A 26214-nucleotide genomic window follows, 5' to 3' on the forward strand; every position below is an offset into this window, starting at 1 on the left:
CTCGATGCGGCCGCGGGCGGAAGGAACCGCTACACCGCCTGGAGGACGCAGCCCAGGGCGAGCAGCGCCAGGACCTTCACGATCTCCAGCGCCACGTAGTAGAGGTGCGCCCTCGACCTGTGCCGCGCCGGGTCCTCGCCGGACAGGACGCGGTCGGACCTGCGGTTGAGCGGCGGGCGTACGGCGGCGATCTGGATCACCAGGACGGCCGCGGCGACCGCCGTGAGCGCGACCGCGGGGGTGGCGCGCGATCCGGTCGCGACCGCCACGATCACGACGACCGCCAGCACGGCCTCGGCGGCGTTGAGCGCGCGGAAGACGAGCCGGCCGATGCCGAGCCCGATCGGGATCGTCACCCCCGGCGCGCGGAACTTCAGCGGCGCCTCCAGGAAGGAGATCGCCAGCACCATTCCGAGCCAGACGAAGGTGGCCGCGCCGCCCACGGCGGCCGAGGCGGGGTTCATTCTCGCTCTCCTCTCGCGCACGCGAAACCGGCGGGGCGGGCGGAGCCGCGCTCAGGTGAGCGTCCCGCCGGTCACGGCGTCGCCGTCGCCCTCGCCCAGGGTTCCACGCGGGCTCCCCGGTTTCCGATCCAGGGTCGCCGGCGTCACTTCCAGCCGGTCCGTTGCCGCAGCCAGGCCAGCGCCGCCCGGCCCTGCGCGAGCTGGAACGCGCGGAGCGTCGGCAGGCCCGGCGGCGGGGGGAGGCTTCCCCGCTGCAGGAAGAAGCCGGTCACGGCGGCCAGGACCGCGGTGACCGCGTCGCCGTCCGCCTTCGCCGCGACCGGGTGACCGTCGAAGACCTCGGCGGGCGGCGGCCCGCCCTGCATGGCCACGCTCGGCAGCATCCCGAGCAGGTCGAACCACGGGGCCGCCAGGCACGCCCAGGGCCAATCCACCACGCGAACGCGCCCGTCCGCGGTGAGCAGCAGGTTGTCGGCCCGGAGGTCGGCGTGGGCCAGCGTGTCACCCTCCACCGCCCGGCCCCAGGCCGCCTCCAGCTCCGCCAGCCGATCCAGGTGCCGCCGGGCCCACGCGGCGTCGGATCCGTTTACGCCCAGGCCGTCCGGGCCGGCCGCCAGGCGCCGCCATCCCTGGTATTCCTCCGCGAGCCGCTCGGCGGCCGGCGGCACGGCCACGGGCGCGGGGGTGAGCGACTCGGCCAGCTCGGCCATCGCGCCGAGCACGAGGTCGAGCTCGGCCGGAACCCAGGGCTGGGCCGGTGTGCGGCCATCGACGTCCTCGAACAGCAGGACCACCCAGTCGTCCTCGTCGAACGACGCGAGCAGCCGGGGCGCGGGCGCCGTGGCCGGCAACGCGGCGGCCACCCGGGCCTCCGACCGGTGGATGCCGGGGCTGACCAGGTTCGGCTCGGGCCCGACCGCCTTGACGAAGGCCCTGCCGCCACCCGCGAGCCGCAGGCGGGCCGCCACGCCCGGAGAGAATCCGCCGGGCTGGGTGACGGCCTCGGTCACGCGGTCTCCCAGATGCAGCTCGACGGCCAGCCGCAGGTGCGCGGGCACCGCGGTCCACGGCAGCCGTACGCCGCCGGCGGGCGGGGGCGGGCCGTCGTCATCGGGGCGGCGATGCCGCTCCTCCTCGTCCCGACCGCCGGGGTTCCGGGAATCGTCGCTCATCTCGGCATGATGGGCGGCGGGCCTGCAGTGCGGCAAACGACTTTCCGCCGCGATATTCGGTTGGGATTCCCGCCGGTCCCCGGCACAGTGGATCTCGATTGAGAAGGAGAACCACGATGCCGAAGCACATCGCCCCGAAGCTGCTGTCCTGGGCGAGCGAGATCGACGACGGGACGATCGACCAGGCCGCCCGGGCCGCGCGCCTGCCGTTCGTGCCCGGTCACGTCGCGCTCATGCCGGACGCGCACGTGGGTATCGGCGCGACGGTCGGCTCCGTCATCCCCACGGAGGGCGCGATCATCCCGTCCGCCGTCGGCGTGGACATCGGCTGCGGCATGGTTGCGACCGAGACCACGCTCACGGCCGCCGACCTGCCCGACACGCTCGACCCGCTGATGCGGCTGGTGGAGCAGCGCATCCCGGCGGGCGTGGGCAAGGGGCACGACGACCGCGCGGTGGACCGCGCGGTCGGCGAGCTGGGCCGGCCGCACACCGGCCTGACGCCCAAGCAGGAGACCACCGTGGCCTGCCAGTTCGGGACCCTCGGCTCGGGCAACCACTTCGTGGAGGTCTGCCTCGACGAGCGCGACCGGGTCTGGACCGTGCTGCACTCCGGCTCGCGCGGGATCGGCAACCAGCTGGCCACCGCGCACATCAACGGCGCGAAGCGGCTCATGCGGAGCCTGGGTGTCGGGATGGAGGACTACGACCTGGCCTACTTCACCCAGGGCACCCCGGAGTTCACCGCGTACATCGAGGACATGCTGTGGGCGCAGCGCTACGCCATGGCGTCGCGGGCGCGGATGGACAAGGTGCTGAGCGACGCGCTGTTCCGCGTCGTCGGCGCCGGCACGCGGGTCCGGACGATCAACTGCCACCACAACTTCACCCAGATGGAGACCCATCAGGGCAAGGAGCTGTGGATCACCCGTAAGGGCGCGATCAAGGCGGACACCGGGGACGAGGGCGTGATTCCGGGCTCGATGGGCACCCGGTCCTACATCGTGCGCGGGCGGGGCAACCCGCTGTCGTACAACTCCTGCTCGCACGGCGCGGGGCGCAGGATGTCCAGGAGCCGGGCCAAGCGCGAGCTGTCGCCGGCCTCGCTCAGGGAGGCGATGCGCGGCCGGACCTGGAACTCCGACCGGGCCGCCGCCCTGGTCGACGAGCACCCCGAGGCGTACAAGCCGATCGACCAGGTGATGGCGGACCAGAAGGACCTCGTGGAGGTCCGGCACACGCTGCGCCAGGTCTTCAACTACAAGGGATGAACGGAGGGGCGCCGCCGTTCCGCCCCCACGGTCTCGCGGGGCGCTGCGCCGGCTGGACGGGCGCCGGCTGGACGCAGGACGAAACCGCTCGCCACCCGGGCCGGGATCCGGTACGGCGAGATGGTGAGGTCCTGCTCCGGCACGGTGTAGTCCAGTCGGGCCAGCCGCGGCGCGAGAGCCTCCAGCAGGCCCACGGTGACCGGCTCGCCCGGGCACCGGTGGCCGGCCGCCGGGTCGCCCCCGCCCTGCGGGATCAGGTCGTACGGGCCGATCTCACGCCCGACGAAGCGGCGCGGGTCGAACGCGCACGGATTCGGCCAGAGCGCCGGATCGTGGTTCTGGTCCCAGATGTCGAGCAGCACGAGCCAGTCGGCCAGGATCGGCTCGCCCTTCCAGGTGAGGTCCTTGACGGCCTTCCCCGCCACGAACGGCGCGAAGGGGTAGAAGCGCCGCACCTCGTGCGCGAACGCCTCGGCGTACGTGCCGTCGGCGTCCTCGGTCAGGCGGACCCGGGTGACCGGCCAGGAGTGCAGCGCGTGCGCGGCGAACGTGAGGAACCAGCTCACGGCGACGGTGGGGCGCACCAGGTTGAGCAGTTCGACCGCCGCGATCCGGGGCGCGAGCGGCTCCCCGTCGGGCTCCCGGTGGCGGGCGGCCACGGCGAGCGCCGAGGTGTCCGGCACCCGCAGGGCCCCGCGGCGCACGTCCTCGACCAGTCCCGCCAGCCACGCCTCGCGGCGCTTGCGGGCGGCGCGGGCCCGCCAATGCCGCGGGCCCGGTGACCCGAACCCGTCGACCAGCGCGACGAGGTCGGCGGCGAGGGGCCCGGTCTCCTCGTCGGTGAGCGGGATGCCCGCCCACCGGCAGGCCCCCCGGGTGATGACGCGGGCGGCCTCGTCGAAGAGCACGACGTGTCCCCTGCCCGGCCACGTCGCCACCGCCGCGTCCCACGCCGCGGTGGTCTCGCCCACCAGGGCGGCCACGCTTTCCGGCGTCACGAGCGACATGAACATGCCCTTGCGCGCCCGGTGCGCGGCCTGGTCGAGCGTGTGCACCGCGCCGTGGCCGAACAGCGTGCTCTTGATCGGCTCGGGCAGCGCGGGAGCCCGCTGGACGTGGTTGTCGTCGTAGAAGAAGCGGACGGCGTCCGGCCCGCGCAGCACGACGGCGCGCTGGCCCATCAGCCGGGTGTGGACCATCTCTCCCTGGGTCTCCCGCCAGCGGGCCGGCAGCCAGGCGTAGCCCTCGAGCAGCAGGAGCAGCGTGGTGTCGAGCAGCGGCATATCGTCCTGCCTGCCCCGATTCGCCCCGGGGAAACGGCCCATCGGGCCGGTACGGCGGTCAGCCCCGGATGCAGACGCCGCCGTTCAGCGTGAAGCCGGTGGGATCGGGGTTGGCGCCCGTGAGGGTGCCGTTGAAGCCGATCTGCAGCGACGCGCCGCCCTGGATCACCGAGTTCCACGGCATGGCCGAGGCGGTGACGTCCTTGCCGGACTGCGACCAGGTGGCCGACCAGCCGTTGGCGACCTTCTGTCCCGCGTCGGGAAGGACGAAGCGCAGCGTCCAGTTGTTCATCGGCGTCTGACCGAGGTTGATGATCTTCACGGTGGCCGAGAAGCCGCCGCTCCACGACCACGCCGTGTACTCGATCTTGCAACTGACCGGGGGCGGCGAGTACGTCGGGTAGCCTCCCGACGCCCGGGCCGTTATCAGATCGGACGGCAGGCTGAGGTTGCCCGCGGCGTCCTGCGCCACCATGAAGTAGACGTACGACTCGCCGGTGACGAGGTTGCCCTCGGTGAAGTGCGTGCCGATGGCGGTGCCCACCGGGATCCAGGCGGTGTCGGTGCGACGGTAGACGTCGTAGCCCGTGACGCCGACGTCGTCCGTGGACGGGGTCCAGCAGAACGACGTCCCCTTGAAGTCGGGCAGGCAGTTGGCCTGGATCCCGGTCGGCTTGGTCGGCGGGGTCGTGTCGCCGGTGCCGGGGCTCGGCGACACGGACATGCCGGTGACCGCCGCGGTGCTGAACGGCGCGGTGGGCCTGCTGGTGTTGCCCGCGGCGTCCTTGGCCACGATGTAGAACGTGTAGGTGCGGCCGATGGTCAGGCCGGTGATCACGGTGATCGTGGACGTGGTTGAGGTCGCCTTCACGAAGCCGTCGGGCGTGAGGCGGTAGACCTCGTAGCCGGTGACGCCGACGTCGTCGGTGGACGCCGTCCAGCACAGGCCGACCACGCCCTGGGGCGTGCCGCCCGTGGGCAGGGGCGGCGGGCAGGGCCGCACCTCGCCCGGGGCCGTGGGCGGCGTGGTGTCCGTCCCGGGGGACCCGCTCGGCTGCGGCGTGGGTTCACCGGTGGACGCCGAAGCCGCGTACACCACACTCGTCGCGAGGACGGGCGGCGCGGCGATGTTGGCCGCCAGCAGCGCGGCGGCGACGGCGCCCGCCGCGGTCCACGCGGCCGGCCACGACAGTCTGGACACGAGCCACCCTCCGGAACGACGATTCGCCGACGACATCGCCCGGATCATCAGGTCGGCGGCGCGGGCCCGTCAACTCCGCTCGTATCTGTGCCGGTCGTTCCGTAAGGAATATGAAAGTTTCAGCGAGGCGGGCCGTTGTTACCGTCGCGGGATGAAGATCGTGGTCACCGGCGCGGCCGGTTTCATCGGAACTCGCGTCGCCGGGCTGCTGCGCGACGCCGGGCACGAGGTGCGGGGCTTCGACCTGCGCGGCGGCGAGGACGTCACGGCCGGTGACGTGCGGGACGAGGACGCCGTCGGCCGCGCCATAGACGGCGCCGACGCCGTCGTGCACCAGGCGGCCAAGGTCGGCCTCGGCGTCGACGTGCGGGACCTCCCGGAGTACGTGTCGGTCAACGCGCTCGGGACCGCGGTGCTGCTCGCCGCGATGGCGCGGCGCGGGATCGCCCGGCTGGTCCTGGCGTCGTCGATGGTGATCTACGGCGAGGGCGTCTACGACTGCGCGGAGCACGGCCGCCTGCGCCCCGGCCCCCGGGACGAGAAGGACCTGGCCGCGGGGCGGTTCGAGCCGGCGTGCCCGCGCTGCGGGCGGGCGCTGACGCCGGGGACCGTGGACGAGGACGTCCCGGCCGATCCGCGCAACGCGTACGCCACGAGCAAGCTCGCCCAGGAGCACCTGGCGGCCGGCTGGGCGCGCGAGACCGGCGGCGCGGCGGTCGCCCTGCGCTACCACAACGTGTACGGCCCCGGCATGCCGCGCGACACCCCCTACTCGGGGGTGGCCGCGATCTTCAGGTCCGCGCTGGAGGCCGGGCGGGCGCCGCTGGTGTTCGAGGACGGCGGCCAGCGCAGGGACTTCGTCCACGTCGGTGACGTCGCGGCGGCCAACCTCGCCGCGCTTCACGCGCTGGAGTCCGCCCCGCCCGGGCGGCTTCGCGCGTACAACGTGGCCAGCGGCGAGCCCCGCACGATCGCCGACCTGGCGGGCGCGCTCAGCGCGGCCCGGGGCGGACCGGCCCCCCAGGTCACCGGCCGCTACCGGCTCGGCGACGTGCGGCACATCGTGGCCTCCCCGGACCGCGCCGCCGCCGGCCTCGGCTTCCGGGCCCGGGTCCGCTTCGCCGACGGCATGCGCGAGTTCGCCCACGCGCCGCTGGCCGGCTGACCTACGGCTCACCTACCAGGGCGACCGGACGAACCCCTGCAGCAGCAGGCCCGCCACCGCCTGCACGGCGAGCAGACGGCTGTCTCCCGCGCGCCCGGCTCCCGTACGCCCGGCCGCCGCGACGACCCACAGGGCGTACGGCAGCCAGATCCGCTCCACCTCGCCCCGGGTGACGCCGCTGACGTCGAGGGCGAGCACCGCGGCCAGCGCCGCCACGGGCAGGATCCGCTCCCCGGCCCGCCCCGGCACCACCAGTCCTACGGCGGCGGCCGGGCCGGTCACCAGGGCGAGCACGGCCAGGTCGGCGACCAGGAAGTACAGGTAAGGCCGGGCCGCGCCGGGGTCGGCCGCCCACTCGGCGTGGGTGGCGAGCACTCCGGCGGGCCACCAGAACCCCCCGGCGGCGAACAGGGCGCTCACCCCCGCCATCCCGGCCAGGCAGGCGGCCACGGTCGTCCGCGGCACCTCCGCCGTGACCGCCGCCACGAGGGGGACGACCAGGTAGGGCACCAGACCGTAGCTGAGGTAGGGCAGCGCGCCCAGGGCCAGCCCCGCGCCGAGACCGAGCGCCACCCGGCCCGCCCGGCTCCGCGCGCCGAGCACCAGCAGCGCCGTCCCCCACGCCCCCACACCCGCGAAGAACGCGTCCATGGTCGTCGCGATCCACACCGCCGCCGGGCACAGGGCGAGGTACGGCAGCGCCCGCCTGGCCGCCTCCTCCCCCGCGACGCGCCACACCGCCAGCCCGATCGCGACCGTGGCCGAGCATCCCGTCACGACCACGAGGACGGCGGCCCAGAACGGTCCCGGCAGCCCGGCGGCCGCCAGCGCCCACAGCACCAGCACCGGCAGCGGCGGATGGCCGCGCACGTGCGTGGGATAGGCCGGCAGGTCACGGGTGAACCCGGCGAGCCAGCCGAGGGGGTCGTCGCCGACGGCCCCGAGCCCGGCCAGGTATTCCTGCGGATGGGTGAACGGCCACGCCAGCCCCTCCCCCGACACGGCCAGCAGGACCGTCCACGCGAGCGACGCGCCGAAGGCCGCCGCCAGCGCCGCGCGCATCGGCAGGTGCGCGGTCAGCCGGGGCAGCGCGGGGACCGCGACCACGGCGAAGGCCGCGGCCGGAAGCAGCGCGAGCGTGGGCAGGCGCGCCAGCGCGTGCAGCGGCGGGAGGTGGTCGATGCGCAGCACCCCTCGGGCGTGCAGCAGACCGCCCACCGCGAACGCGACCGCCACCAGCGCCGCCCAGGCCGCCAGTGCCCGTCGTCGTGTGATCACGGGCCACACGCTAGGCGCGCCGGAGCCGCCGTCCCCGCCTCGTGGACCGCCCCGTAGTCACTTCGTAAGAACTCGGCGGCCCCTGCGGCCCTAGCTTCTGCGACATGCAGATCGATGTGGTGCTTCCCTGCCTCGACGAGGCGGCGGCGCTGCCCTGGGTGCTCGGCCGGATGCCGGACGGCTGCCGCGCCATCGTGGTGGACAACGGGTCCACCGACGGGTCGGCCGAGGTCGCCGCCCGGCACGGCGCGCTCGTGGTGACCGAGCCCAGGCCGGGCTTCGGCGCCGCCTGCCACGCGGGCCTGACGGCCGCGACCGCCCCCGTCGTGTGCTTCATGGACGCCGACGCCTCCCTCGACCCGAGGCAGGTGCCGTACGTCGCGGAGGGGGTGGTGAGCGGCGCGGCCGATCTGGTGCTGGGCCGCCGCAGGCCCGTCAGCGGATCGGCGTGGCCCGCGCACGCCCGGCTGGGCAACCGGGTGCTCGCCTGGCGGCTGCGCCGCCGCACCGGCGCCCCGCTGCACGACCTCGGCCCGATGCGCGCGGCCCGGCGTACGGCGCTGCTGGCCCTGGGCCTGCGGGACCGGCGGTTCGGCTACCCGCTGGAGATGGTGCTGCGGGCGAGCGAGGCGGGCTGGCGCATCGGCGAGGTCGAGGTCGACTACCTGCCGCGAGTGGGCCATTCGAAGGTGACGGGCACCGTACGCGGCACCGTGCGGACCGTCCGCGACATGTGGCGGGCGGCGTGACACCGGCCACGAGCGGGAACGCGACGCAGATCGTCGTCATCGCCAAGGCGCCCGTCCCGGGGGCGGTCAAGACGCGGCTCACGCCGCCCTACACCGCGCGGGAGGCCGCCGCGCTCGCGGAGGCGGCGCTGCGCGACACGCTGTCGGCCGTCGCCGCAGCCCCCGCCGCGCGCCGGGTGCTGGCCCTGCTCGGCGAGCCGGGGCCCTGGCTGCCCGCGGGGTACGACGTGGTCGCGCAGCGGGGCGACGACCTGGCCGCACGGCTGGCCGCCGCCTTCACCGACGCGTGGGCGGCCCTTCCCGTCCCGGTCGTGCTGATCGGCATGGACACCCCGCAGGTCACCCCCGCCCTGCTGGCCGAGGCCGGGCGGTTGCTGGGCGGGCACGAGATCGTGGTCGGCCCGGCCGCCGACGGCGGGTTCTGGCTGCTCGGGCAGCGCAGGCCCGATCCCGCCCTGCTGACCGGGCTGCCGATGTCCCGGCCCGACACCGGGGCGCTGCTGATGGAGCGGATCCGCGCCGCGGGCGTGCGGGCCGCCCTGCTGCCCGAGCTGACCGACGTGGACACCGCCGCCGACGCGCGCGCGGTGGCCGCGCGGGTGCCCTCCTCACGGTTCGCGGCGACGCTGGCGGCCCTCGGCGCGGACGCCCCCGCGTGATCGGCCCCCTCTACGCCGAGTCGCTGGACGGCGCACGGGTCGAGGTCGAGTCGGCCGACGGCGGGACGTGGCCGCTGGAGTCGTGGCGCTGGCTCCACGGCGCCGAGGGGGACGAGGCCATGCTCGCCCGCTGCGCCGACCCCACACTCGACGTCGGCTCGGGACCGGGGCGGCTGACCGTGGCGCTGACGAGGCGCGGGGTGCGGGCGCTCGGCATCGACGTCACCCCCCGGGCCGTCCGGCTCACCCGCCTGGCCGGCGGGCGGGCCCTGTGCCGTGACGTGTTCGGCCACGTGCCCGGCGCCGGCCGCTGGGGCACCGTGCTGCTGGCCGACGGCAACATCGGCATCGGCGGCGACCCCGACGCCCTGCTGCGGCGGGTCCGCGAGCTGCTCCGGCCCGGCGGCGAGGTCGTCGCCGAGCTCGATCCGCCCGGTGCCGCGACCCGCGCGGAACAGGTCCGGCTGCGCCGGGAGGGCAGGGTCACCGGGTGGTTCGCCTGGGCGCGGGTCAGCGTGTCCGACATCGGACCGCTCGCCGGGCGCACCGGCTTCCGCCCGGAGGAGGTGTGGACCGAGGCCGGCCGCTGGTTCTCCGTCCTGAGCCGGCCCCGGTGAGGCAGGCCGGAGTTTTGACCGCCGCTGACGGGAAACGGGGGCGACGGTACCGGTCCGTGCGGCGGCACCGCCGGTAGCCTGCGCGGGGAGCAGGCGGAAGCGGACGACACGGATGCCGGGGATCGCGCGGATTGCCGCAGGGATGGTCGCGTGGGTGCGGACACGGCCCTTGCGGGCGCGGCACGGAAACCTCATCGGCGGTGACCCCGCCCGCGGAAACCTCTCCGCCGGGAACCGTGCTGCCAAGACCCGTGCTGCCAAAAACCGGGCCGCCGAGAAGCTGGCCGGCAGGGACCTCGCATTCGTCTCGGTTCTCACCGTCGCGGCGGCGGCGCTCTACGCGTTCTACTCGTGCGTGACGCTCGCGCGGTTCCGGGCGGGCGCGTACGACCTGGTGATATTCGACCAGGCGATCCGCTCGTACGCGCGCTTCCAGTCACCGGTGTCGATGCTGAAGGGAGTGCACAACGGGTTCGGGCCGGGGTTCTGCGTGCTCGGCGACCACTGGTCGCCGGCGCTCGCGCTGCTGGCGCCGCTGTACTGGATCCACAACGGGCCCGCGACCCTGCTCGTCGCGCAGGCCGTGCTGCTCGCGCTGTCGATCCCGTTCGTATGGGCGTACGCCTTCCGCGCCTCCTCGGCGGTCACGGCCGGGCGGCGCGTCGCCTGTCCCGTCGCGGTCGCCTACGCCCTGTCGTGGCCGATCACCGAGGCCGTGGCCTTCGACTTTCACGAGGTGGCGTTCGCGCCGCTGCTCACGGCGGTCATGCTGGAGCGATACCAGGCCGGGCGCAGGCGGGCGGCGGTCCTCGCGGGGCTGGCGCTTCTGCTGGTCAAGGAGGACATGGGCCTGCTGCTGGCCGGGTTCGGGCTGTTCCTCCTCGCCCGCCGCCGCGATCGGAGGCTGGGCGCGCTGCTCGTCGTCGGTGGCATCGCCGCGACCCTGGTGGCGACGCGGGTCCTCATCCCGCACTTCGGCGGCAGGGCCGGCTACTACTGGGCGTACTGGACGCTGGGCCCGGACCTGCGCCGGGCCGTGGTGCACGCCGTGACGCGGCCCGGCGACGTCGTCGCGCTGCTCGCCGATCCGCCGCTGAAGCTGCGCACGCTCGTGCTGACGCTCGCTCCCGTGCTGTTCACCGCCGTGCTGTCCCCGCTGGGCATCGCTCTGCTGCCGCCGCTGCTGGAACGGATGCTCGCCAGCACCTACCCGAACTGGTGGACCCCGAGATACCACTACACGGCCTTCGTCGTCGCGGTCGTCTTCGCCGCCGGGATCGACGGGGCGCTGCGGGCGGCCGCCCGCTTTCCTGGACGGTCCGGAAGGCTCGTGCGCGGATGGGCGCTGCTCGTGCTCGCCACCGCGCTCGCGCTCGTGCCGTTCTTCTCGTTCGGGGCGCTGTTCACGCCCTCCTTCCACGCGGAGACGGCGCGGACGCGCGCGGCCGGGCGCGCCGTCGCGGCCGTGCCCGACGGCGTGCTGGTCGAGGCGGCCGGCTCCCTCGCCCCGGCCCTGTCGCCGCGTACGCGGACCCTGCTGTGGGACCGCACGCCGCGCGGGGCGCCGTGGGTCGCCGCCGACGTGGGGGCCAGGGACTTCCCGTTCGACTCGGTCCGCCAGCAGGTCGCCAGGGTCGAGACGCTGCTTCGGCAGGGCTACCGGGGGGTGTTCCGGGAGGCCGGCTACGTGGTGCTCACCCGGCCGTAGCCGGCCGCCTCACGAGCGTACGTACGCGTGCGGGGTAGTGCCGAAGGCGTGCTTGAACGCCTGGATGAACGCGCTGGGGCCGCTGTAGCCGCAGGCGGCGGCCGTCGAGGTCACCGATCGGCCGCCGGCCAGCAGGATGAGCGCGCGATGCAGCCGCAGCTGGGTGCGCCACTGCGGGAAGCTCATGCCGGTCTCCGCGCGGAACAGCCTGCTGAGCGTGCGTTCCGAGGCGCCCACCGCCGCGCCCAGCTCGGCGAGCGTCCGGCCGTCCGCCGGGTCCGCCTCCAGGATCGCGGCCACGTCGCGCAGCCGGGGGTCGGACGGCGCCGGCAGGCACAGCGGGAGCGCCTCGACCTTGCGGAGCTGGTCGAGCAGCACCCGTTCCAGGTTGGCCCGCTGCGTCGCGGTCGGCTCGTCGTCGCCGGTCAGGGCGACCACCACCTCCCGCAGCAGCGGCGTGATCGCCAGGACCGTGGGCCGGTCCAGCCGCAGCGGGTTGACCGGGGGGTCGAAGACCAGCGCCCGCATCTCCGTCGGCCCGTACGCCTCGTGCGCGTGCGCGACCCCTGCCGGTATCCACACGCCCCGATGCGGCGGCACCACCCAGTCTCCGATCGGGGTCGAGATCCGCAGCACCCCGCGGTGCGGGTGGATGAGCTGATGCGAGGCGTGGTCGTGCCAGTCGATGCGCTGGCGGTGGGCCAGCGGCACGCGGGACGGGCCGCCGCTCGCGGAATGGCGGGTTGGCGACATGACTCGGCAGAGTATCGCTAGTTCGCCGCCTCGGTCGTCCGGGATGCTCGACGGAGCCTCTCAAGGAGACGATCGGTGACAGAGACATCCGTGCAGGCGCCGGCGGCGCGGGCGACGTCCGCGTGGCGGCGCATGTGGTTATGGGCGGCCGCGCACGCCGTCGACGACCTCTACCAGGGACTGGTGCCGGCCTGCGTGCCCTACTTCGTGCTCGACCGGCACTACGGCTACGTGGCGGCCTCCGGGCTGACGCTGGCCGCGGCCCTGGGCAGTTCGATCCCGCAGCCGTTCATCGGCCTGGCGGTCGACCGTTTCCGCCTGGGCTGGCTGGCCGCCGCCGGTGTCGCGCTGGCCGGGCTCGGCCTCGGCCTGTCCGGGCTGATGGAGCCGTATCCCGCGGTCTGGGCCCTCGTCCTGCTGTCCGGGCTCGGCGTGGCCATGTTCCACCCGGCGGCGGGCAAGGGGGCCAGGGAGACGGCGGGAGACAGCGCCACGGCGATGAGCGTCTTCGCGGCGGGCGGCAGCGTCGGCTTCTTCCTCGCGCCGGTGCTGGCCACGCCCGCCCTTATCGCGATGGGCGTCGGCGCCACGGTCCTGTTCATCCCGCCGGCCCTGCTCGTCGCGTTCGCGCTGCTCAGGAACCGGCCATCGGCCCGGGCGGCCACGGCGGGCACGCGCGTCGGCACCGACAGGTGGGCACCGTTCATGGTCCTCACCGGCATCGAGGTCGTCAGGTCGGTGACGTTCTTCGGCGTGCTCACCTTCATCGAGCTGTTCTGGATCAGGCACCTGGACGCCGGGCGCGGCCTCGCGGGCGCGGCCCTGGCCTGCTTCCTGGTCGGCGGGGTCGCGGGCACGCTGATCGGGGGGCGCCTCGCCGACCGGATCGGGCTCGTGCGCACCGTGCAGATCGGCGGCCTGCTGGCCATACCCGCGCTCGCCGGGCTGCGCCTGCTGCCGGGGCCCTACCTGCCGCTGGTGTTCGCCGTACTGGCGGGCATCGCGATCAACATCCCGTTCGCCGTGCTGGTGAAGCTGGGCCAGGACTACCTGCCGAACCGGCCCGGCACCGCGGCCGGCGTCACGCTCGGGCTCGCCGTGAGCGTCGGCGGGCTCGCCGCGCCGGTGCTCGGCGTCGCGGCGGAGGCGTACGGCCCGCAGGGCGTCTTCACGATCCTCTGCCTGGTGCCGATCGCCGCCGTGGGACTGGGGCTCTTCCTTCCCCGCAGGTGACTTCCCGCGATGATCCTGAGCCTGGCCGCGGCGGGGAGTCAGCCGGCGGTGACGACGCCCGGCGTGGCCGCGAGCAGCAGGACGTCGATCCCGGCGGCGCCGATCGCGGCGGCGAAGGGCGCCACGGGCACACGTCGCCCGAGCACCAGGCCGGCCGCGGCGCACGCGGCCACCCCGGCGAGCGCGAGCCATCGGGCCGGGCCGGCCGGCCCCGGAGGCGCGACCACAAGCAGCGCGGACGCGGCCAGCAGCGGCAGCGGCAGGAGAACCCGCACCCGGGCGGAGCCGAGACGCTGCGGCCAGCCCCGCACCCCCGTCGCCACGTCCGTCTCGATGTCGGGCAGCACGTTGGCGAGGTGCGCCGCGCAGCCGAGCAGCGCCGCCGCCAGTACGGCCCACCACGCCGGCAGAGCGTGTCCCGACGTTCCGGCCGACACGAACACCGGCACCGCGCCGAACCCGGCCGCGTACGGCGCCCACGAGGCCGCCGTGCCCTTGAGCCACAGGTTGTAGACCCAGGCCGCGGCGACGGCCGACAGGTGCGTCGCCCCGGCCACCACGCCGCAGGCCAGCGAGAGCGGCACGCAGGCCACCAGCGCGGCGAACGCCGCGACGCGCACCGTACGCGCGGACACCAGGCCCGCGACGATCGGCTTGGAGGTCCTCCCGGCCGCGGCGTCCCTGGCGGCGTCCACGGCGTCGTTGCACCAGCCCACGGACAGCTGACCGGTCAGCACGGCGAGGGCCGTCAGCGTCATCCCCGCCGGGCCCCACCCGGCGACCGCCACGAGCGCCGCGACCAGGGTCGTCACCGCCGCGGCCGGACCCGGGTGGCACGCCCGGGCCAGCCCGGCCACCGTCCATGCCGCCGTCCGCGCCGCCGTCCATGCCGCCGTCCCGGCCGCCCGGCGGCGCCCATCCGCCGCCTCGCCCGCGAAGTCCGCCGAGGCGAGGCCCGCGCGACGCGCGCGGCGAACCGGCACGGCGGCACCCGCGCCGCCGACGGCCGCCGTTTCGTCGGGCAGTTCCGCTGAACCGGTCACGATCCCGAGCGTAACCGGGCACCCCAGGAACAGATCACGATCGGCCCCGGAAGGTATGCGACGGCCGCCAACGGGCAAGACAGACTTGTCACGGTTTTCGCCTGCACGGGGATGTGAGATGACGCGGATCGCGGCCGTCCATGGTGTCGTTCCCCCGCATCGCCACTCACAGGCGGAGATCGCGGACGCGCTGGCGAGGGTCTGCCTTCCGCCGGGCGCCGATCGGCGGCTTCTCGACCGGCTGCACGCCAGTGCCCGGGTGGAGCACCGCAACCTGGTGCTGCCGCTCGACCAGTACGGCAAGCTCGACGGCTTCGGCGCGGCCAACGACCTGTTCATCGAGGCCGCGCTCGACCTGGGTGCGCAGGCCGTCACCGGGGCGCTGGAGGCGGCCGGCCTCACCCCGGCGGACGTCGACATGATCATGTGCACCTCGGTCACCGGCGTCGCCGCGCCGTCGCTGGACGCCCGGTTGGCCAACCGGATCGGGCTGCGCCCGGACGTGAAGCGGGTGCCGGTGTTCGGTCTCGGATGCGTGGCGGGGGCGGCGGGAATCGCCCGGCTGCACGACTACCTGCGCGGCTGGCCCGGCCACGTGGCGGTGCTGCTCTCGGTCGAGCTGTGCTCCCTCACGTTGCAGCGCGACGACTCCTCCACGGCCAACCTCGTGGCGGGCGCCCTGTTCGGGGACGGCGCCGCCGCGGTGGTCGCGTACGGGGACGAGCGCGAGCCGCCCCCCGCGGACGCGGCGCGGCCCGTTGTGGTGGCGACGCGCAGCCGTCTTTATCCCGGATCGGAACGGGTGATGGGCTGGGACGTCCGCGACAGCGGCTTCCGGGTCGTGCTGGACGCCGGGGTGCCCGACGTGGTCCGCACCTATCTGGGCGACGACGTGCACGGGTTCCTCGCCGACCACGGCCTGACCGCGGGCGACGTCACCGCCTGGGTCTGCCACCCCGGCGGCCCCAAGGTGCTGGAGGCCGTCGCGGAGACGCTCACGCTCCCGGACGGCACACTCGACCTCACCTGGCGTTCGCTGGCCGCCAACGGAAACCTGTCGTCGGCCTCGGTGCTGCACGTGTTGCGCGACACCCTCGCCCTGCGGCCCCCGCCACCGGGCACGCCGGGCCTGTTGCTGGCGATGGGCCCGGGGTTCTGCTCCGAACTCGTCCTGCTGCGCTGGTAGGGAGGAGGAGCCGTGTCACCCTGGCCCGTGTCACTTTGGTACGTGCTGCTCGTCGCGCTCGTCGCGGTGGAGCGCCTCGCCGAACTGGTCGTCGCGCGCCGCAACGCCCGCTGGAGCCTCGGCCGGGGCGGCGTGGTGTACGGCAGGGGCCACTATCCCTGGATGGTCGCCCTGCACACCGGGCTGCTGGCCGGATGCCTGCTGGAGGTCTGGCTGGCGGACCGGCCGTTCGTCCCCGGCCTCGGCTGGCCGATGCTCGGGCTGGTCCTGGCCGCGCAGGCGCTGCGGTGGTGGTGCGTCACCACGCTCGGCCCCCAGTGGAACACCCAGGTCATCGTCGTGCCCGGCCTGCCGCTCGTGACGCGCGGGCCGTACCGGTTCGGCTGGCTGCGCCACCCCAACTACGTCGCGGTGGCGGTGGAGGGCGCGGCGCTGCCGCTCGTGCACTCCGCCTGGCTGACCGCGCTGGCCTTCACCCTGCTCAACGTGCCGCTCATGGTCGTGCGCCTGCGCTGCGAGAACGCCGCGCTCGCCACCGCGGCCCCCGGATCCGCCGCGCGTGACGCCGGAGCGGGGACCGCGGCGTGATCGACGTGCTGGTGGCCGGCGGCGGGCCCGCCGGGCTGGCCACGGCCATCCACGCGGCGCTGGCCGGCATGGAGGCGGTCGTGGTGGAGCCGCGGCCCGGCCCGGTCGACAAGGCGTGCGGGGAGGGCCTCATGCCCACCGGCGCCGCCGCCCTCGCGGACCTCGGGGTGGCGGTGCCGGACGGCAGGCCGTTCCGCGGCATCCGTTACGTGGACGGGCCGCACCGGGTGCAGGCGGAGTTCCGGGACGGCCCGGGGCTGGGCGTGCGCCGGACGGCCCTGCACACCGCGCTCGCCCACCGCGCCCGGGATCTCGGCGTCCGCGTGGTGGGCGGCCGGGTGGACGCGGTGCGCGCCACCGGCGAGGGCGTACGCGCCCACGTGACGGGCGGGCCGGAGCCGTGTGGCCCGGAACTGGGCGGGCCGGAACCGGGCGGGCCGGAGCCGTGGGGCCCAGAAGAACTGGGCGCGCGGTGGCTGGTCGCGGCCGACGGGCTGCACTCGCCGACCAGGGCGCGGCTCGGGCTCGACCTGCCTTCCGGCGGCCCCCGCAGGTACGGCCTGCGCCGCCACTACCGGGTCGCGCCGTGGACGGACTTCGTGGAGGTGCACTGGGCGCGAGGCGGCGAGGCGTACGTCACCCCGGTGGGCGACGACCTGGTCGGCGTGGCCGTGCTGAGCAGCGAGCGGCGGACCTACGACGAGCACCTGGCACGGTTCCCCGACCTGCTCGCCCGGTTGGACGGCCCGCCCGCCACCCCCGTGCGCGGAGCCGGGCCGCTGCGCCAGCGGGTGCGGCGGCGGGTGGCCGGGCCGGTCCTGCTCGTCGGTGACGCCGCGGGCTACGTGGACGCGCTCACCGGCGAGGGGATCTCGCTCGCGCTGCTGTCGGCCCGCGCCCTGGTCGGGTGCCTGCGGGCGGGCCGCCCCGAGGAGTACGAGACCGCCTGGCGGCGCCTGTCGTGGCGATCCCGCCTGCTGACGGCCGCGCTGGTGCGGGCCCGGCGGCATCCCCCCGCGGCCCGGATGATCGTGCCCGCCGCGCGGCGCCTGCCCGCGGTGTTCGGGGCGGCGGTGCGGTCGCTCGCCTGAGCGCCGCGCCTTCCGCGACCCCACGCCTTCCGCGCTCCCCGGGCCTTCCGCGCTCCCCGGGCCTTCCGCGCTCCCCGGGCCTTCCGCGCTCCCCGGGCCTTTCGCACGAAACAGGCACGGTGCCCGTGAATTGTTACAGCCGGATTCACAGTTCATGAACGCCCGTTTTTAGGACGCCCCCGGAGATCCCTATACGCGGCAGTAATAGAACCTACTTCGACATGAATGAAGTAGCCATATTTCGTGACCGGTATGCAAAGATCTAGCGTGTGTACCGAATGGCGAGGCCGATGTTACGGCGAGGATGACTGGAGGGTCGTCACTTGCCCTACTTGCCGCACATCGCCGTGCTCGCACCGCTAGCCCTGCTCGGTACGCTCCTGATCGCCGCGCTGGTCGTCCTCGCGGTGCGCCTGCGCCGGCTGCGCGTCATGCAGGCCGAGGCCGTGCGGCAGGCGGCGGCCGAAGCCCGCGAGCAGTTCGGCCGCGACGTGCACGACCTCGTGAGCAGCCGCCTGTGGCTGGCCACCCTGCGCAGCGAACTCGCCTACCGGCTCGCGGACGACGACAGCCCCCTGCGACCGGCGCTGGCCGACGTGGTGCAGTCGATCCGCCAGGCGTCCGCCGACATCCGCAACGTGACCCGCTCCTTCCGGGACGTCTCGCTCGCCTCGGAACTGGCCAACGCGCGGGCCGTGCTCCGCGCGTACGGAACCGACTGCAAGGTCGAGGCGACCGAGGCGGAGCTGGGCGACGAGGTGAGCGCGGTGCTCGCGATCATGGTGCGGGAGGCGGTGACCAACGTCCTGCGCCACAGCAGGGCGACCCTGTGCACGATCGAGATCGTCGTGCGTGGCGGCATGGCGACGCTCACCGTCGCCAACGACGGCGTCGACCCCTCCGTGCCACCCGGCGACGGCACCGGGCTTGACAACCTCCGCAACCGGGCGGCGGCGCTCGACGGCGTCGTGGGAACGGTCCTCGACCCGGACGGCTGGTTCCGCCTCATCGCCGAGATCCCCCGCAGGGCCGGGGACCGCCGCTGACGCCGGCCGTGCTCACCCGCCGGGCGGCCCGGCGTCCAAGGCGCGATGCACGGGCCTCCGCGCCCTCCGCATTTCTGAGCGACCGCCGGCCGGGCGTGTGCGCCTCGCGCACCGCCCGGGCCCCCGGGCCCCCGGCCCCCACCCGCTCGCCGCCCCACACAAGGCCCCGCACAGCGGCATGGCGCGTTTGACCAGCCCCTTGACCGAATAGTCCACGCGGCATCCCGGAGACGACCGTGAAAAGCATCACCGTCGACCCATGACTGCGTCACGGTTCGTTATGTGCAGATTTCACATAGCGCAGTTGACGGGCGTAACTTGGCCCTTCTCTTTATTTCCGGAATTCTTTGATGTGACCGGCCTAAGGGGACATCTGGTGATTAGTAAGTACGAGATTTACTGCCTCGCAGATCCCTTGTTCTACGACACCCTCGACACCAAGCGCGCGGAGCATCCCGACTTCGCCATCGCCGCCCGGCCCACGCCCGACGGGTGGGCGCACGCCGAGAGCGAGACCTGGCTGCACTACGCGCCGGCCGGCGCGACCCTGCCCACTCAGGGCTGGAAGATCCACATCTCCTCCTCCGTGCCGGAGGCGGAGCGGGTGATCGCGGCGGCCTGGGACTACTGCGTGCCCCGCGGGCTGGCGTTCAAGTTCCTTCGCGGCCGGCGCGTGATGACGATGCAGAACTCCAAGTACGCCTTCCGCGGGTCGAGCGGCAAGCTGGTCACCATCTATCCCGTGGACGAGGCTCAGCTGGAGCTGACGCTCAAGGAGCTCGCCGAGATCCTCGACGGCGTCGACGGCCCGTACATCCTCAGCGACCTGCGTTACGGCGAAGGACCCCTGTTCGTCCGGTACGGCGGGTTCGCCGAGCGCCACTGCCTCGACGACAACGGCGAGCGGGTGCTGGCGATCGAGGACGCCGACGGCAACCTCGTCCCCGATGTGCGCGGTCCGGCGTTCGCCCTGCCCTCCTGGGTGACCCTGCCGGCGTTCCTCGAACCACACCTGGCCGCGCGCAACGCGGTGACGTTCGAAGGCGTGCCGTACGCGGTGGACAGCGTCCTTCACTTCTCCAACGGCGGCGGCGTCTACCTGGGGCGCGACAGGCGCACCGGGGAGAAGGTGGTGCTCAAGGAGGCCCGCCCGCATGCCGGACTCGACGTCGAGGGACGCGACGCCGTCACCCGCCTGCGGCACGAGGCCGCGATCATGGAGCGCCTGGCCGGGCTCGACGTCGTGCCGGCGCTGCGCGACTACTTCACCGTCGGCGAGCACCACTTCCTGGTGCAGGAGTACGTCGACGGCACCTCGCTCAGCCAGCTCATCGCCCAGAAGCACCCCCTCACGCGGGCCGACCGCACTCCCGAGCTGGACGAGGACTACGCCGAGTGGGCCATCGGGATGCTCGCCAAGGTGCGGGCCGCGGTCTCGGCGCTGCACGAGCGCGGCGTGGTGTTCGGCGACCTGCACCCCTTCAACATCCTGGTGGAAGGCGGCGTGGACGGCGACCGCGTGGTCCTGATCGACTTCGAGGTCTCCTCGCCCGTCAAGGAGCGCAGACGGCCCACGCTCGCCAATCCCGGCTTCGTGCCGCCGCGCGAGCTGGCCGGCGTCGAGGCCGACGAATACGCGCTGGCCTGCCTGCACCTGGGTGTGTTCGCCCCGATGACCACCATGCTGCTGCAGCTCCACCGGCCCAAGGCCGCCCAGCTCGGCCGGCTGATCGTCGAGACGTTCCCCGTGCCCCCCGCGCTGATCGAGGGAGCCGTACGGACGATCCTCGGCCAGGATCCGCCCGCGCCGGAGCCGAGCCGGCTCCCCCGGCCGGGCCGGCTCACCGAGGGGTGGCCCGCCGTCCGCGAGGCCCTGGCGAAGGCGATCCTCGCCTCGGCGACACCGGACCGCGAGGACCGGCTGTTCCCCGGCGACATCGTCCAGTTCGAGCCCGGCGGCGGGGTGAGCCTCGCCAACGGCGCGGCCGGCGTCCTGTACGCGCTGGCGGCGACCGGGGCGGGGCGCTTCCCCGAGCACGAGGAGTGGCTGATCAGGCAGGCCGCCAGACCCGGCATCGGGCCCGGCTTCTACAACGGCCTCCACGGGGTGGCGTACGCTCTGGAGGCCCTCGGCCGCCGCGAGGAGGCGCTCGACGTGGCGCGGCGATGCGCGCGGGAGCTGCCTGAGGGGCTGGACCTGAGCCTCTACCGCGGCCTGTCCGGCATCGCCCTCGCCCTGATGCACCTGCACGATGCGACCGGCGAGCCGGAGTTCCGCGAGCGAGCCGCGCGTGTCGTGGCGGTGGTGGCCGACCGGCTCGGCGGCCCGGACGACGTGCCCGAGATCAGCGGCGGGAAGTACCCGCACGCGGGGCTGATGTACGGCTCGTCGGGACCCGCCCTGATGTTCCTGCACGCCTACGAGCGCACCGGCGACCCCGGGCTGCTCGACCTCGCGGCCACCGCGCTGCGGCAGGACCTGCGCCGGTGCGTCGGCCGCGAGGACGGTCAGCTCCAGGTGCAGCAGGGCTGGCGGACCAACCCCTACCTCGACGAGGGGTCGGCCGGCGTCGGCCTGGTGCTGGACCGCTACCTGACCCACCGGCACGACGAGACCTTCGCCGAGTCGCTGGCCGCCATCCGGCCGGTCGCGACCCTGCACTACTACGTCCAGTCGGGGCTGTTCGCGGGCCGGGCCGGCATGATCGCCTGCCTGTCGTCCGGCTCCCCCCCCGACCCGGAGGCCGCCGCGGCGCAGATCGCCCGGCTGGCCTGGCACGAGCTTCCCTACCAGGGCGGGCTGGCATTCCCCGGAGCCCAGTTGCTCCGCCTGTCCATGGATCTCTCCACCGGGAGCGCCGGCGTGCTGCTCGCGCTCGGCACCGCGCTGCACGACGAGCCGGTCCACCTCCCGTTCCTCGAGCCCCCCGGACGGTCCCAGGCGCAGGGGCCCCTGCGCACCGCCGCCGGGTCGAACGTCCCGACCAGCCCCGGAAGGAGGTGAACGCACAATGGCGCTTCTCGACCTGCAGACCCTCGAGGCCCCCGGTGGCCACGGCGGTGGCGACGGCGGCAGCAACCTGAGCCTGCTCGGGTGCACCCCGCACGAGAACAGCAGCCTCAGCATCGTCTGCGGCTGACGACCCTCCGGTGAACACGAACTTCGGCCGCATCCCCGGCTGATGGAACCCATACAAGGAGCTGATCCAGATGGCGCTTCTCGACCTGCAGAACCTCGAGCTTCCCGGCGGCCACGGCGGCGGCGGTGGCGGCGGCAGCAACCTGAGCCTGCTGGGCTGCACCCCGCACGAGAACAGCAGCCTCAGCCTGATCTGCGGCTGATAGCACGCTGAGGGAGTCCTGGGCGGTCGTCGCGGCCGCCCAGGCTTCCGCGTTTCCGGCCCCGGCCGGCCGCGGGAGCCGTCCCCGTCCCCCGTCCTGTCCGGCCTTTCACCTCTGGAGGACCCGGTGAGCTCTCGTCCGGCGGACCTGCTGATCGCGCGGGCCGTACGGCGCGGCGGCCCGTGGCTCGCGGCGCTGGCGGCGACGGCGCTGCTGGGCGCCGCGGCCGACCTGCTGCTCCCGGCGGCGCTCGGCCGCGCCGTCGACGCCGTGGTACGGACCCAGGCGCGGGCCGGGGCCGAGGCCGGGTTCGGGCTCACCGGCCCGCTCACGACCGCCGCGCTGCTGGTCGCGCTGGTCGTCGCGTGCGACGCGCTGGGCGTGCTCGCGGCCGGGGTGAGCGGGGCGCGGGCCGCGCGGTGGCTGCGCTCCCGGGTGGTGGCCCACACCCTGTCCGTCGGCGCCGGCATGACCCGCCACTTCACACCGGGCGAGATCGTCACCCGCGCCGGGGTGAACGTCGAGGAGGCCGGACGGACCCCCGAGGCGGTGGTCACCGCCGCCACGCTGATCGTTCCGGCGGCCGGCAGTGTCGTCGCCCTCGCGCTGATCGACCCATGGCTCGCGGTCACGCTCGTGGCCGGTCTGCTCCTGATCGTGGCCGTGCTGCGCGCGTTCATGCGCAGGACCACGGCGGCCTCCGGCGGCTACCAGCAGGCCCAGGGGGAGATCGCGGCCATGCTGGTGGGCGCGCTCGCCGGGGCCCGCACCATCACCGCGGCCGGAACCGAGGACCGCGAGGCCGCGCGCGTGCTCGCGCCGCTCCCCCGCCTGCGCGCCCACGGCCTGGCGCTGTGGCGCCTGCAGGCGCGGGCCGGCGTCCAGGCCGCCGTCGTCGTCCCGCTTCTGGAGATCGCCGTGCTCGCCGTCGGCGGGCTGCGCCTGTCGGCCGGCGGCCTCACCGTCGGGGAACTGCTCGCCGCCGCACGCTACGTCGTGCTCGGGGCGGGCCTGGGGTCGGCGCTCGGGTACGCGGCCCGCATCGCCCGCGCCCGGTCGGCCGCCCGGCGGCTGGAGCAGCTGTTCGCCGTGCCGCCCCCGGCGTACGGGGACCGGCCGCTGCCGCCGGGCTCGGGCACCCTGGAACTGCGCGACGTGACCGTGCGGGCCGACGGCGTGCGGCTGCTGAGCGGTGTCAGTCTGGTCGTGCCCGGCGGCACGTGCACGGCGGTGGTGGGCCGCTCGGGCGCGGGCAAGTCGTCGCTGGCCGCCGTCGCCGGCCGGCTCGTCGATCCCGAACGCGGGGCGGTCCTGCTGGACGGCGTGCCCCTGCGCGAGATCGGCCGGGAGCCGCTGCGCCGCGCGGTCGGATACGCGTTCGAGCGGCCCGCGCTGTTCGGCGAGACGCTGGGCGAGGCCGTCGCCTTCGGCCTCGCCACAGTGAACGGCGCAGGGGACGACGCCGGTGAGCGGAGCGGAGACGCGGCGCGGGCGGCCGCGACCGCCGCCCGCGCCGACGCCTTCATCCGGCGGCTGCCGCTCGGGTACGCCACCCCGGTCGGCGAGGCGCCGATGTCCGGGGGCGAGATCCAGCGGGTCGGCCTGGCCCGCGCGTTCGCCCAGGCCGGCCGGCTGCTGATCCTGGACGACGCCATGTCGAGCCTGGACACGGTGACCGAGCGGCAGGTCGGGCGGGCGCTCGCCGGGAGCCTGTCCGACCGCACCCGCCTGGTGGTGGCCCATCGCGTGACGACGGCGGCGCAGGCCGACCAGGTCGTGTGGCTGGAGAACGGGCGGGTCCGCGCGACCGGCACGCACGAGCGGCTGTGGGGCGATCCCGGTTACCGCGCGGTCTTCCGGGCCGAGGAGGCCTCATGAGGCGCCGCGCGCCCGCAGGAGGGCGGCCGGGAGCGGCCGCCGGGCAGGTGGTCGTGGGCGCCCTGCGGCGCGAACCCTCCCGGCTGCTGTGGCTGGCCTGCTGGTCGGTGGCGGAGGCCCTGCCCGCTCTGACCGGCGGGTACGCGATCGCGCGGGCCGTGGACGACGGCTTCGCCGCGGGGCGGCCCGGCGCCGGCCTGATGTGGCTGGGTGTGCTCGCCGCCGCGTGGGCGGTGGCCGCGGTGGCCGCCCGGCAGGTGCTGCTGCTCATCGCCGGGATCGTCGAGCCGTTCCGCGACGACCTGCTGGAGCGCGTGGTGACAGGGGCGCTGCGGGCCGGTCGGGGCGGCGACAGCGCGGCGGTCGCCCGGATGAACCACCAGGTCGAGCTGGCCAGGGACGCCTTCGGCGCGATCATCACGGTGGTCAGGACCTTCGTGTTCACGGTGGCGGGCGTGGCGGTGGGGCTCACGACCCTTGCCCCGGAGGTCGTCCCGCTCGTGCTGGCGCCGGTGGCCCTGGGGCTCGGCCTGTTCCTGGCATCCCTGCCCGCCCTGGCCCGGCGTCAGCGCGAGTTCATCGTCGCCGACGAGCGTACGGCGGCCGCGGTGGCGGCGATGGCGAGCGGCCTGCGGGACGTGACCGCCTGCGGCGGCGAGGCGCGCGTCGCGGCGAGCGTCGGGCGGGAGGTCTCCCGGCAGGCGAGGGCCGCGCGGGCGCTGGCCCGGGTGACGGCGTCGCGGACGCTGTCGCTGGCGGTGGGAGCGTGGCTGCCGGTCGTGCTCCTGCTCGCGGGCGCGCCCTGGTTGGTGCGCCAGGGGGTCACCGGCGGGGTGATCCTCGGTTCGCTGACCTACGTGATGCAGTCGCTCTCCCCCGCGCTCGGCGGCCTGGTCCAGGGCCTCGGCGTCAGCGGCGTCCGCCTGGCCGTCACGCTGGAGCGCATCCTGCACGCGCCCGGCCCGCCCATGCCGCACGGTGACAGGGAGCCCGGCGGGGTACGCCTGGAGCTGCGCGGGGTGCGCTTCGCCTACGGCGCCTCCGGGCAGAAGGCCCCCGAGCCGGTGATCGACGGCCTGGACCTCGACGTGCCCGAGGGCGACCACCTGGCCGTCGTCGGCCCGAGCGGAATCGGCAAGTCCACGCTGGCCGCGCTCGTCGCCGGCCTGCTGACCCCGGACGAGGGCGAGGTCCTCGTCGGCGGCGTCCCGGCCGCGCGGGTCCACCCGGCCGCCCGCGCGCTGATCCCCCAGGAGGCGTACGTCTTCCCCGGCACCCTGGCGGAGAACCTGACGTACCTCGCGCCGGGGACGCCTCCCGAGCGGGTGGACGAGGCGGTGGCGGCGTTCGGGCTGGCGGAGCTCGCGCAGCGCACCGCGGGCGGCCCGCTCGACCCGGCCGAGTTGTCCGCGGGCGAGCGGCAGCTCGTCGCGCTGGCCAGGACCTACCTGTCCCCCGCCCGGCTGGTCGTGCTCGACGAGGCGACCTGCCATCTCGACCCCGCGGCGGAGGCGCGGGCGGAGGCGGCCTTCGCGGCGCGCGGGGGCACGGTGATCGTCGTGGCGCACCGGATCTCCTCGGCCCTGCGGGCCCGGCGGGTGCTGGTCATGGACGGCACCCGCGTCCTGCTCGGCACGCACGAGGAGATGGTGACCTCCTCACCGCTGTACGCCGACCTGGTGGGTCACTGGGAGGGCCCGGGGAGGCTAGCGGCGGGAGCGGTAGCGCAGGATGCCGATGTCGCGGCCGGCCGCGGGCCACAGCCAGCCGCACTCGGAGGCGATCTGGATCGCCTCGACGCGTGAGCGGGCGCCGACCTTGGTGAGGATGCGGGACAGGTAGTTGCGGACCGTGCCCCGCGACAGCGACAGGCGGTCGGCGATCTCGCCGACGGTGGCGCCGCCGGCCGCGGTCTCCAGGACGTCGAGCTCGCGGGCGGTCAGCGGGTTGCTGTCGGCGTCGAGCGCGGCCACCGCGAGCTCGGGGTCGATGACCCGCTCCCCCTTCGCCACCCGGCGGATGCAGTCCACGAGGTGGCCCGGCGAGGCGTCCTTCACGACGAAGCCGCGCACGTTGGCGTCCAGCGCCTTGCGCAGCGCCATGGGCGTTCCGAGCCCGGTGAGGACGACGGTCCTGCAGGAGGGTAATCGGCGGTGCAGCTCGGCCGCCGCGGTGAGGCCGTCGACACCGGGCATCCCGATGTCGAGCACCGCGACGTCGGGGCGCCGCAGGCAGCCGAGCCGGACGATGTCCTCGCCCTTGTCCGCCTCGGCCACCACCTCGAGGTCGTCCTCGCTCGACAACAGAGCGACCAGCGCCTTGCGGATGAGGTGCATGTCCTCGGCGAGCATCAGTCGGATCAAACCAGACCCCCCTACACGCGGTGCGAGCGGATGCTCGCCGTTGGTGACCGCGGCGCTTCACTCACTATGAAGGTTCCGCGCGCATGCCGTGACCTCTCTACCCGAACTGTCACCTTTAATCAGG

At 74.8% G+C, this 26214-nt stretch carries 24 protein-coding genes; 16 read left to right on the plus strand and 8 right to left on the minus strand.

Annotated features, from left to right (window positions below):
• Positions 1 to 29 precede the first annotated feature (29 nt).
• Both QSK36_RS10435 and QSK36_RS10440 read right to left on the minus strand, forming a co-directional pair.
• On the minus strand, positions 30 to 464 hold the full coding sequence (locus QSK36_RS10435) for a hypothetical protein (protein ID WP_285782215.1): 435 nt from the start codon (positions 462 to 464) through the stop codon (positions 30 to 32).
• Positions 465 to 607: 143 nt separating this feature from the next.
• The gene (locus QSK36_RS10440) at positions 608 to 1636 is read right to left on the minus strand and encodes a phosphotransferase (RefSeq protein WP_285782216.1); all 1029 of its coding nucleotides are present in this window, start codon (positions 1634 to 1636) and stop codon (positions 608 to 610) included.
• A gap of 116 nt (positions 1637 to 1752) precedes the next feature.
• Between QSK36_RS10440 and QSK36_RS10445 the strand changes: the two genes are divergently transcribed.
• Positions 1753 to 2907, plus strand: coding sequence for an RtcB family protein (locus QSK36_RS10445; protein WP_285782217.1), 1155 nt, complete (start codon positions 1753 to 1755; stop codon positions 2905 to 2907).
• Here the strand turns inward: QSK36_RS10445 and QSK36_RS10450 are convergent.
• Both QSK36_RS10450 and QSK36_RS10455 read right to left on the minus strand, forming a co-directional pair.
• Positions 2895 to 4190 carry a cytochrome P450 gene (locus QSK36_RS10450; protein ID WP_285782218.1) on the minus strand — a complete coding sequence of 432 codons (1296 nt, stop codon included), beginning with the start codon at positions 4188 to 4190 and terminating at the stop codon, positions 2895 to 2897. The two genes, QSK36_RS10445 and QSK36_RS10450, sit on opposite strands and share 13 nt — an antisense overlap.
• Positions 4191 to 4248: 58 nt before the next feature.
• On the minus strand, positions 4249 to 5391 hold the full coding sequence (locus QSK36_RS10455) for a cellulose binding domain-containing protein (RefSeq protein ID WP_285782219.1): 1143 nt from the start codon (positions 5389 to 5391) through the stop codon (positions 4249 to 4251).
• A 151-nt stretch (positions 5392 to 5542) separates the two neighbouring features.
• On the opposite strand from QSK36_RS10455, the gene QSK36_RS10460 reads away from it, so the two are divergent.
• Positions 5543 to 6556, plus strand: a complete 1014-nt coding sequence (locus QSK36_RS10460; protein WP_285782220.1) for an NAD-dependent epimerase/dehydratase family protein — start codon at positions 5543 to 5545, stop codon at positions 6554 to 6556.
• Positions 6557 to 6568: 12 nt separating this feature from the next.
• Here QSK36_RS10460 and QSK36_RS10465 read toward each other — a convergent pair whose 3' ends face one another.
• A complete protein-coding gene (locus tag QSK36_RS10465) occupies positions 6569 to 7834 on the minus strand; it encodes a hypothetical protein (RefSeq protein WP_285782221.1) in 1266 nt (421 codons plus the stop codon).
• A gap of 104 nt (positions 7835 to 7938) precedes the next feature.
• On the opposite strand from QSK36_RS10465, the gene QSK36_RS10470 reads away from it, so the two are divergent.
• From QSK36_RS10470 to QSK36_RS10485, 4 genes are all read left to right on the plus strand, one after another.
• Positions 7939 to 8583 (plus strand): glycosyltransferase family 2 protein, encoded by a 645-nt coding sequence (locus QSK36_RS10470; RefSeq protein WP_285782222.1) that lies wholly within the window; start codon positions 7939 to 7941, stop codon positions 8581 to 8583.
• Positions 8580 to 9242 carry a TIGR04282 family arsenosugar biosynthesis glycosyltransferase gene (locus QSK36_RS10475; protein ID WP_285782223.1) on the plus strand — a complete coding sequence of 221 codons (663 nt, stop codon included), beginning with the start codon at positions 8580 to 8582 and terminating at the stop codon, positions 9240 to 9242. The genes QSK36_RS10470 and QSK36_RS10475 overlap by 4 nt, the downstream gene beginning before the upstream one ends.
• Positions 9239 to 9859 (plus strand): methyltransferase domain-containing protein, encoded by a 621-nt coding sequence (locus tag QSK36_RS10480; protein ID WP_285782224.1) that lies wholly within the window; start codon positions 9239 to 9241, stop codon positions 9857 to 9859. The genes QSK36_RS10475 and QSK36_RS10480 overlap by 4 nt, the downstream gene beginning before the upstream one ends.
• A gap of 154 nt (positions 9860 to 10013) precedes the next feature.
• On the plus strand, positions 10014 to 11567 hold the full coding sequence (locus tag QSK36_RS10485; protein ID WP_285782225.1) for a DUF2079 domain-containing protein: 1554 nt from the start codon (positions 10014 to 10016) through the stop codon (positions 11565 to 11567).
• 9 nt (positions 11568 to 11576) lie between these two features.
• Here QSK36_RS10485 and QSK36_RS10490 read toward each other — a convergent pair whose 3' ends face one another.
• The gene (locus QSK36_RS10490) at positions 11577 to 12320 is read right to left on the minus strand and encodes an AraC family transcriptional regulator (protein ID WP_285782226.1); all 744 of its coding nucleotides are present in this window, start codon (positions 12318 to 12320) and stop codon (positions 11577 to 11579) included.
• A gap of 75 nt (positions 12321 to 12395) precedes the next feature.
• Here QSK36_RS10490 and QSK36_RS10495 point away from each other — a divergent pair, with 75 nt between their 5' ends.
• Positions 12396 to 13553, plus strand: a complete 1158-nt coding sequence (locus QSK36_RS10495; protein ID WP_285782227.1) for an MFS transporter — start codon at positions 12396 to 12398, stop codon at positions 13551 to 13553.
• 38 nt (positions 13554 to 13591) lie between these two features.
• Here QSK36_RS10495 and QSK36_RS10500 read toward each other — a convergent pair whose 3' ends face one another.
• On the minus strand, positions 13592 to 14596 hold the full coding sequence (locus tag QSK36_RS10500) for a UbiA family prenyltransferase (RefSeq protein ID WP_285782228.1): 1005 nt from the start codon (positions 14594 to 14596) through the stop codon (positions 13592 to 13594).
• A gap of 118 nt (positions 14597 to 14714) precedes the next feature.
• On the opposite strand from QSK36_RS10500, the gene QSK36_RS10505 reads away from it, so the two are divergent.
• The 9 genes from QSK36_RS10505 to QSK36_RS10545 all read left to right on the plus strand — a co-directional run bounded on the left by QSK36_RS10505 (position 14715) and on the right by QSK36_RS10545 (position 25532).
• Positions 14715 to 15782 carry a type III polyketide synthase gene (locus tag QSK36_RS10505; protein ID WP_183537408.1) on the plus strand — a complete coding sequence of 356 codons (1068 nt, stop codon included), beginning with the start codon at positions 14715 to 14717 and terminating at the stop codon, positions 15780 to 15782.
• Between the two features lie 12 nt (positions 15783 to 15794).
• Positions 15795 to 16370: an isoprenylcysteine carboxyl methyltransferase family protein gene (locus QSK36_RS10510; RefSeq protein ID WP_285782229.1), complete on the plus strand. Its 576-nt coding sequence runs from the start codon at positions 15795 to 15797 to the stop codon at positions 16368 to 16370.
• Positions 16367 to 17461, plus strand: coding sequence for an NAD(P)/FAD-dependent oxidoreductase (locus tag QSK36_RS10515; RefSeq protein WP_285782230.1), 1095 nt, complete (start codon positions 16367 to 16369; stop codon positions 17459 to 17461). The genes QSK36_RS10510 and QSK36_RS10515 overlap by 4 nt, the downstream gene beginning before the upstream one ends.
• A gap of 323 nt (positions 17462 to 17784) precedes the next feature.
• Positions 17785 to 18507, plus strand: a complete 723-nt coding sequence (locus QSK36_RS10520; protein WP_285782231.1) for a sensor histidine kinase — start codon at positions 17785 to 17787, stop codon at positions 18505 to 18507.
• A 376-nt stretch (positions 18508 to 18883) separates the two neighbouring features.
• Positions 18884 to 21511: a class III lanthionine synthetase LanKC gene (lanKC, locus tag QSK36_RS10525; protein ID WP_285782232.1), complete on the plus strand. Its 2628-nt coding sequence runs from the start codon at positions 18884 to 18886 to the stop codon at positions 21509 to 21511.
• 7 nt (positions 21512 to 21518) lie between these two features.
• Complete coding sequence (locus tag QSK36_RS10530) at positions 21519 to 21647, plus strand: SapB/AmfS family lanthipeptide (RefSeq protein ID WP_139573084.1); 129 nt, start codon at positions 21519 to 21521, stop codon at positions 21645 to 21647.
• A gap of 70 nt (positions 21648 to 21717) precedes the next feature.
• Positions 21718 to 21849, plus strand: a complete 132-nt coding sequence (locus QSK36_RS10535; protein WP_183537405.1) for a SapB/AmfS family lanthipeptide — start codon at positions 21718 to 21720, stop codon at positions 21847 to 21849.
• Positions 21850 to 21975: 126 nt separating this feature from the next.
• Positions 21976 to 23727 (plus strand): ABC transporter ATP-binding protein, encoded by a 1752-nt coding sequence (locus tag QSK36_RS10540; RefSeq protein WP_285782233.1) that lies wholly within the window; start codon positions 21976 to 21978, stop codon positions 23725 to 23727.
• Positions 23724 to 25532 (plus strand): ATP-binding cassette domain-containing protein, encoded by a 1809-nt coding sequence (locus QSK36_RS10545; RefSeq protein WP_285782234.1) that lies wholly within the window; start codon positions 23724 to 23726, stop codon positions 25530 to 25532. The genes QSK36_RS10540 and QSK36_RS10545 overlap by 4 nt, the downstream gene beginning before the upstream one ends.
• Here the strand turns inward: QSK36_RS10545 and QSK36_RS10550 are convergent.
• On the minus strand, positions 25434 to 26090 hold the full coding sequence (locus QSK36_RS10550) for a response regulator transcription factor (protein ID WP_142559420.1): 657 nt from the start codon (positions 26088 to 26090) through the stop codon (positions 25434 to 25436). The genes QSK36_RS10545 and QSK36_RS10550 overlap by 99 nt on opposite strands.
• Positions 26091 to 26214 lie beyond the last annotated feature (124 nt).

The organism is Microbispora sp. NBRC 16548 (genome assembly GCF_030268985.1).
GTDB lineage: Bacteria > Actinomycetota > Actinomycetes > Streptosporangiales > Streptosporangiaceae > Microbispora > Microbispora catharanthi.

Coding starts and splice junctions, on each gene's coding strand:
- QSK36_RS10435 (WP_285782215.1), bottom strand. CDS start 464: ATGAACCCCGCCTCGGCCGCCGTGGGCGGCGCGGCCACCTTCGTCTGG.
- QSK36_RS10440 (WP_285782216.1), bottom strand. CDS start 1,636: ATGAGCGACGATTCCCGGAACCCCGGCGGTCGGGACGAGGAGGAGCGG.
- QSK36_RS10445 (WP_285782217.1), top strand. CDS start 1,753: ATGCCGAAGCACATCGCCCCGAAGCTGCTGTCCTGGGCGAGCGAGATC.
- QSK36_RS10450 (WP_285782218.1), bottom strand. CDS start 4,190: ATGCCGCTGCTCGACACCACGCTGCTCCTGCTGCTCGAGGGCTACGCC.
- QSK36_RS10460 (WP_285782220.1), top strand. CDS start 5,543: ATGAAGATCGTGGTCACCGGCGCGGCCGGTTTCATCGGAACTCGCGTC.
- QSK36_RS10470 (WP_285782222.1), top strand. CDS start 7,939: ATGCAGATCGATGTGGTGCTTCCCTGCCTCGACGAGGCGGCGGCGCTG.
- QSK36_RS10490 (WP_285782226.1), bottom strand. CDS start 12,320: ATGTCGCCAACCCGCCATTCCGCGAGCGGCGGCCCGTCCCGCGTGCCG.
- QSK36_RS10505 (WP_183537408.1), top strand. CDS start 14,715: ATGACGCGGATCGCGGCCGTCCATGGTGTCGTTCCCCCGCATCGCCAC.
- QSK36_RS10530 (WP_139573084.1), top strand. CDS start 21,519: ATGGCGCTTCTCGACCTGCAGACCCTCGAGGCCCCCGGTGGCCACGGC.
- QSK36_RS10535 (WP_183537405.1), top strand. CDS start 21,718: ATGGCGCTTCTCGACCTGCAGAACCTCGAGCTTCCCGGCGGCCACGGC.
- QSK36_RS10545 (WP_285782234.1), top strand. CDS start 23,724: ATGAGGCGCCGCGCGCCCGCAGGAGGGCGGCCGGGAGCGGCCGCCGGG.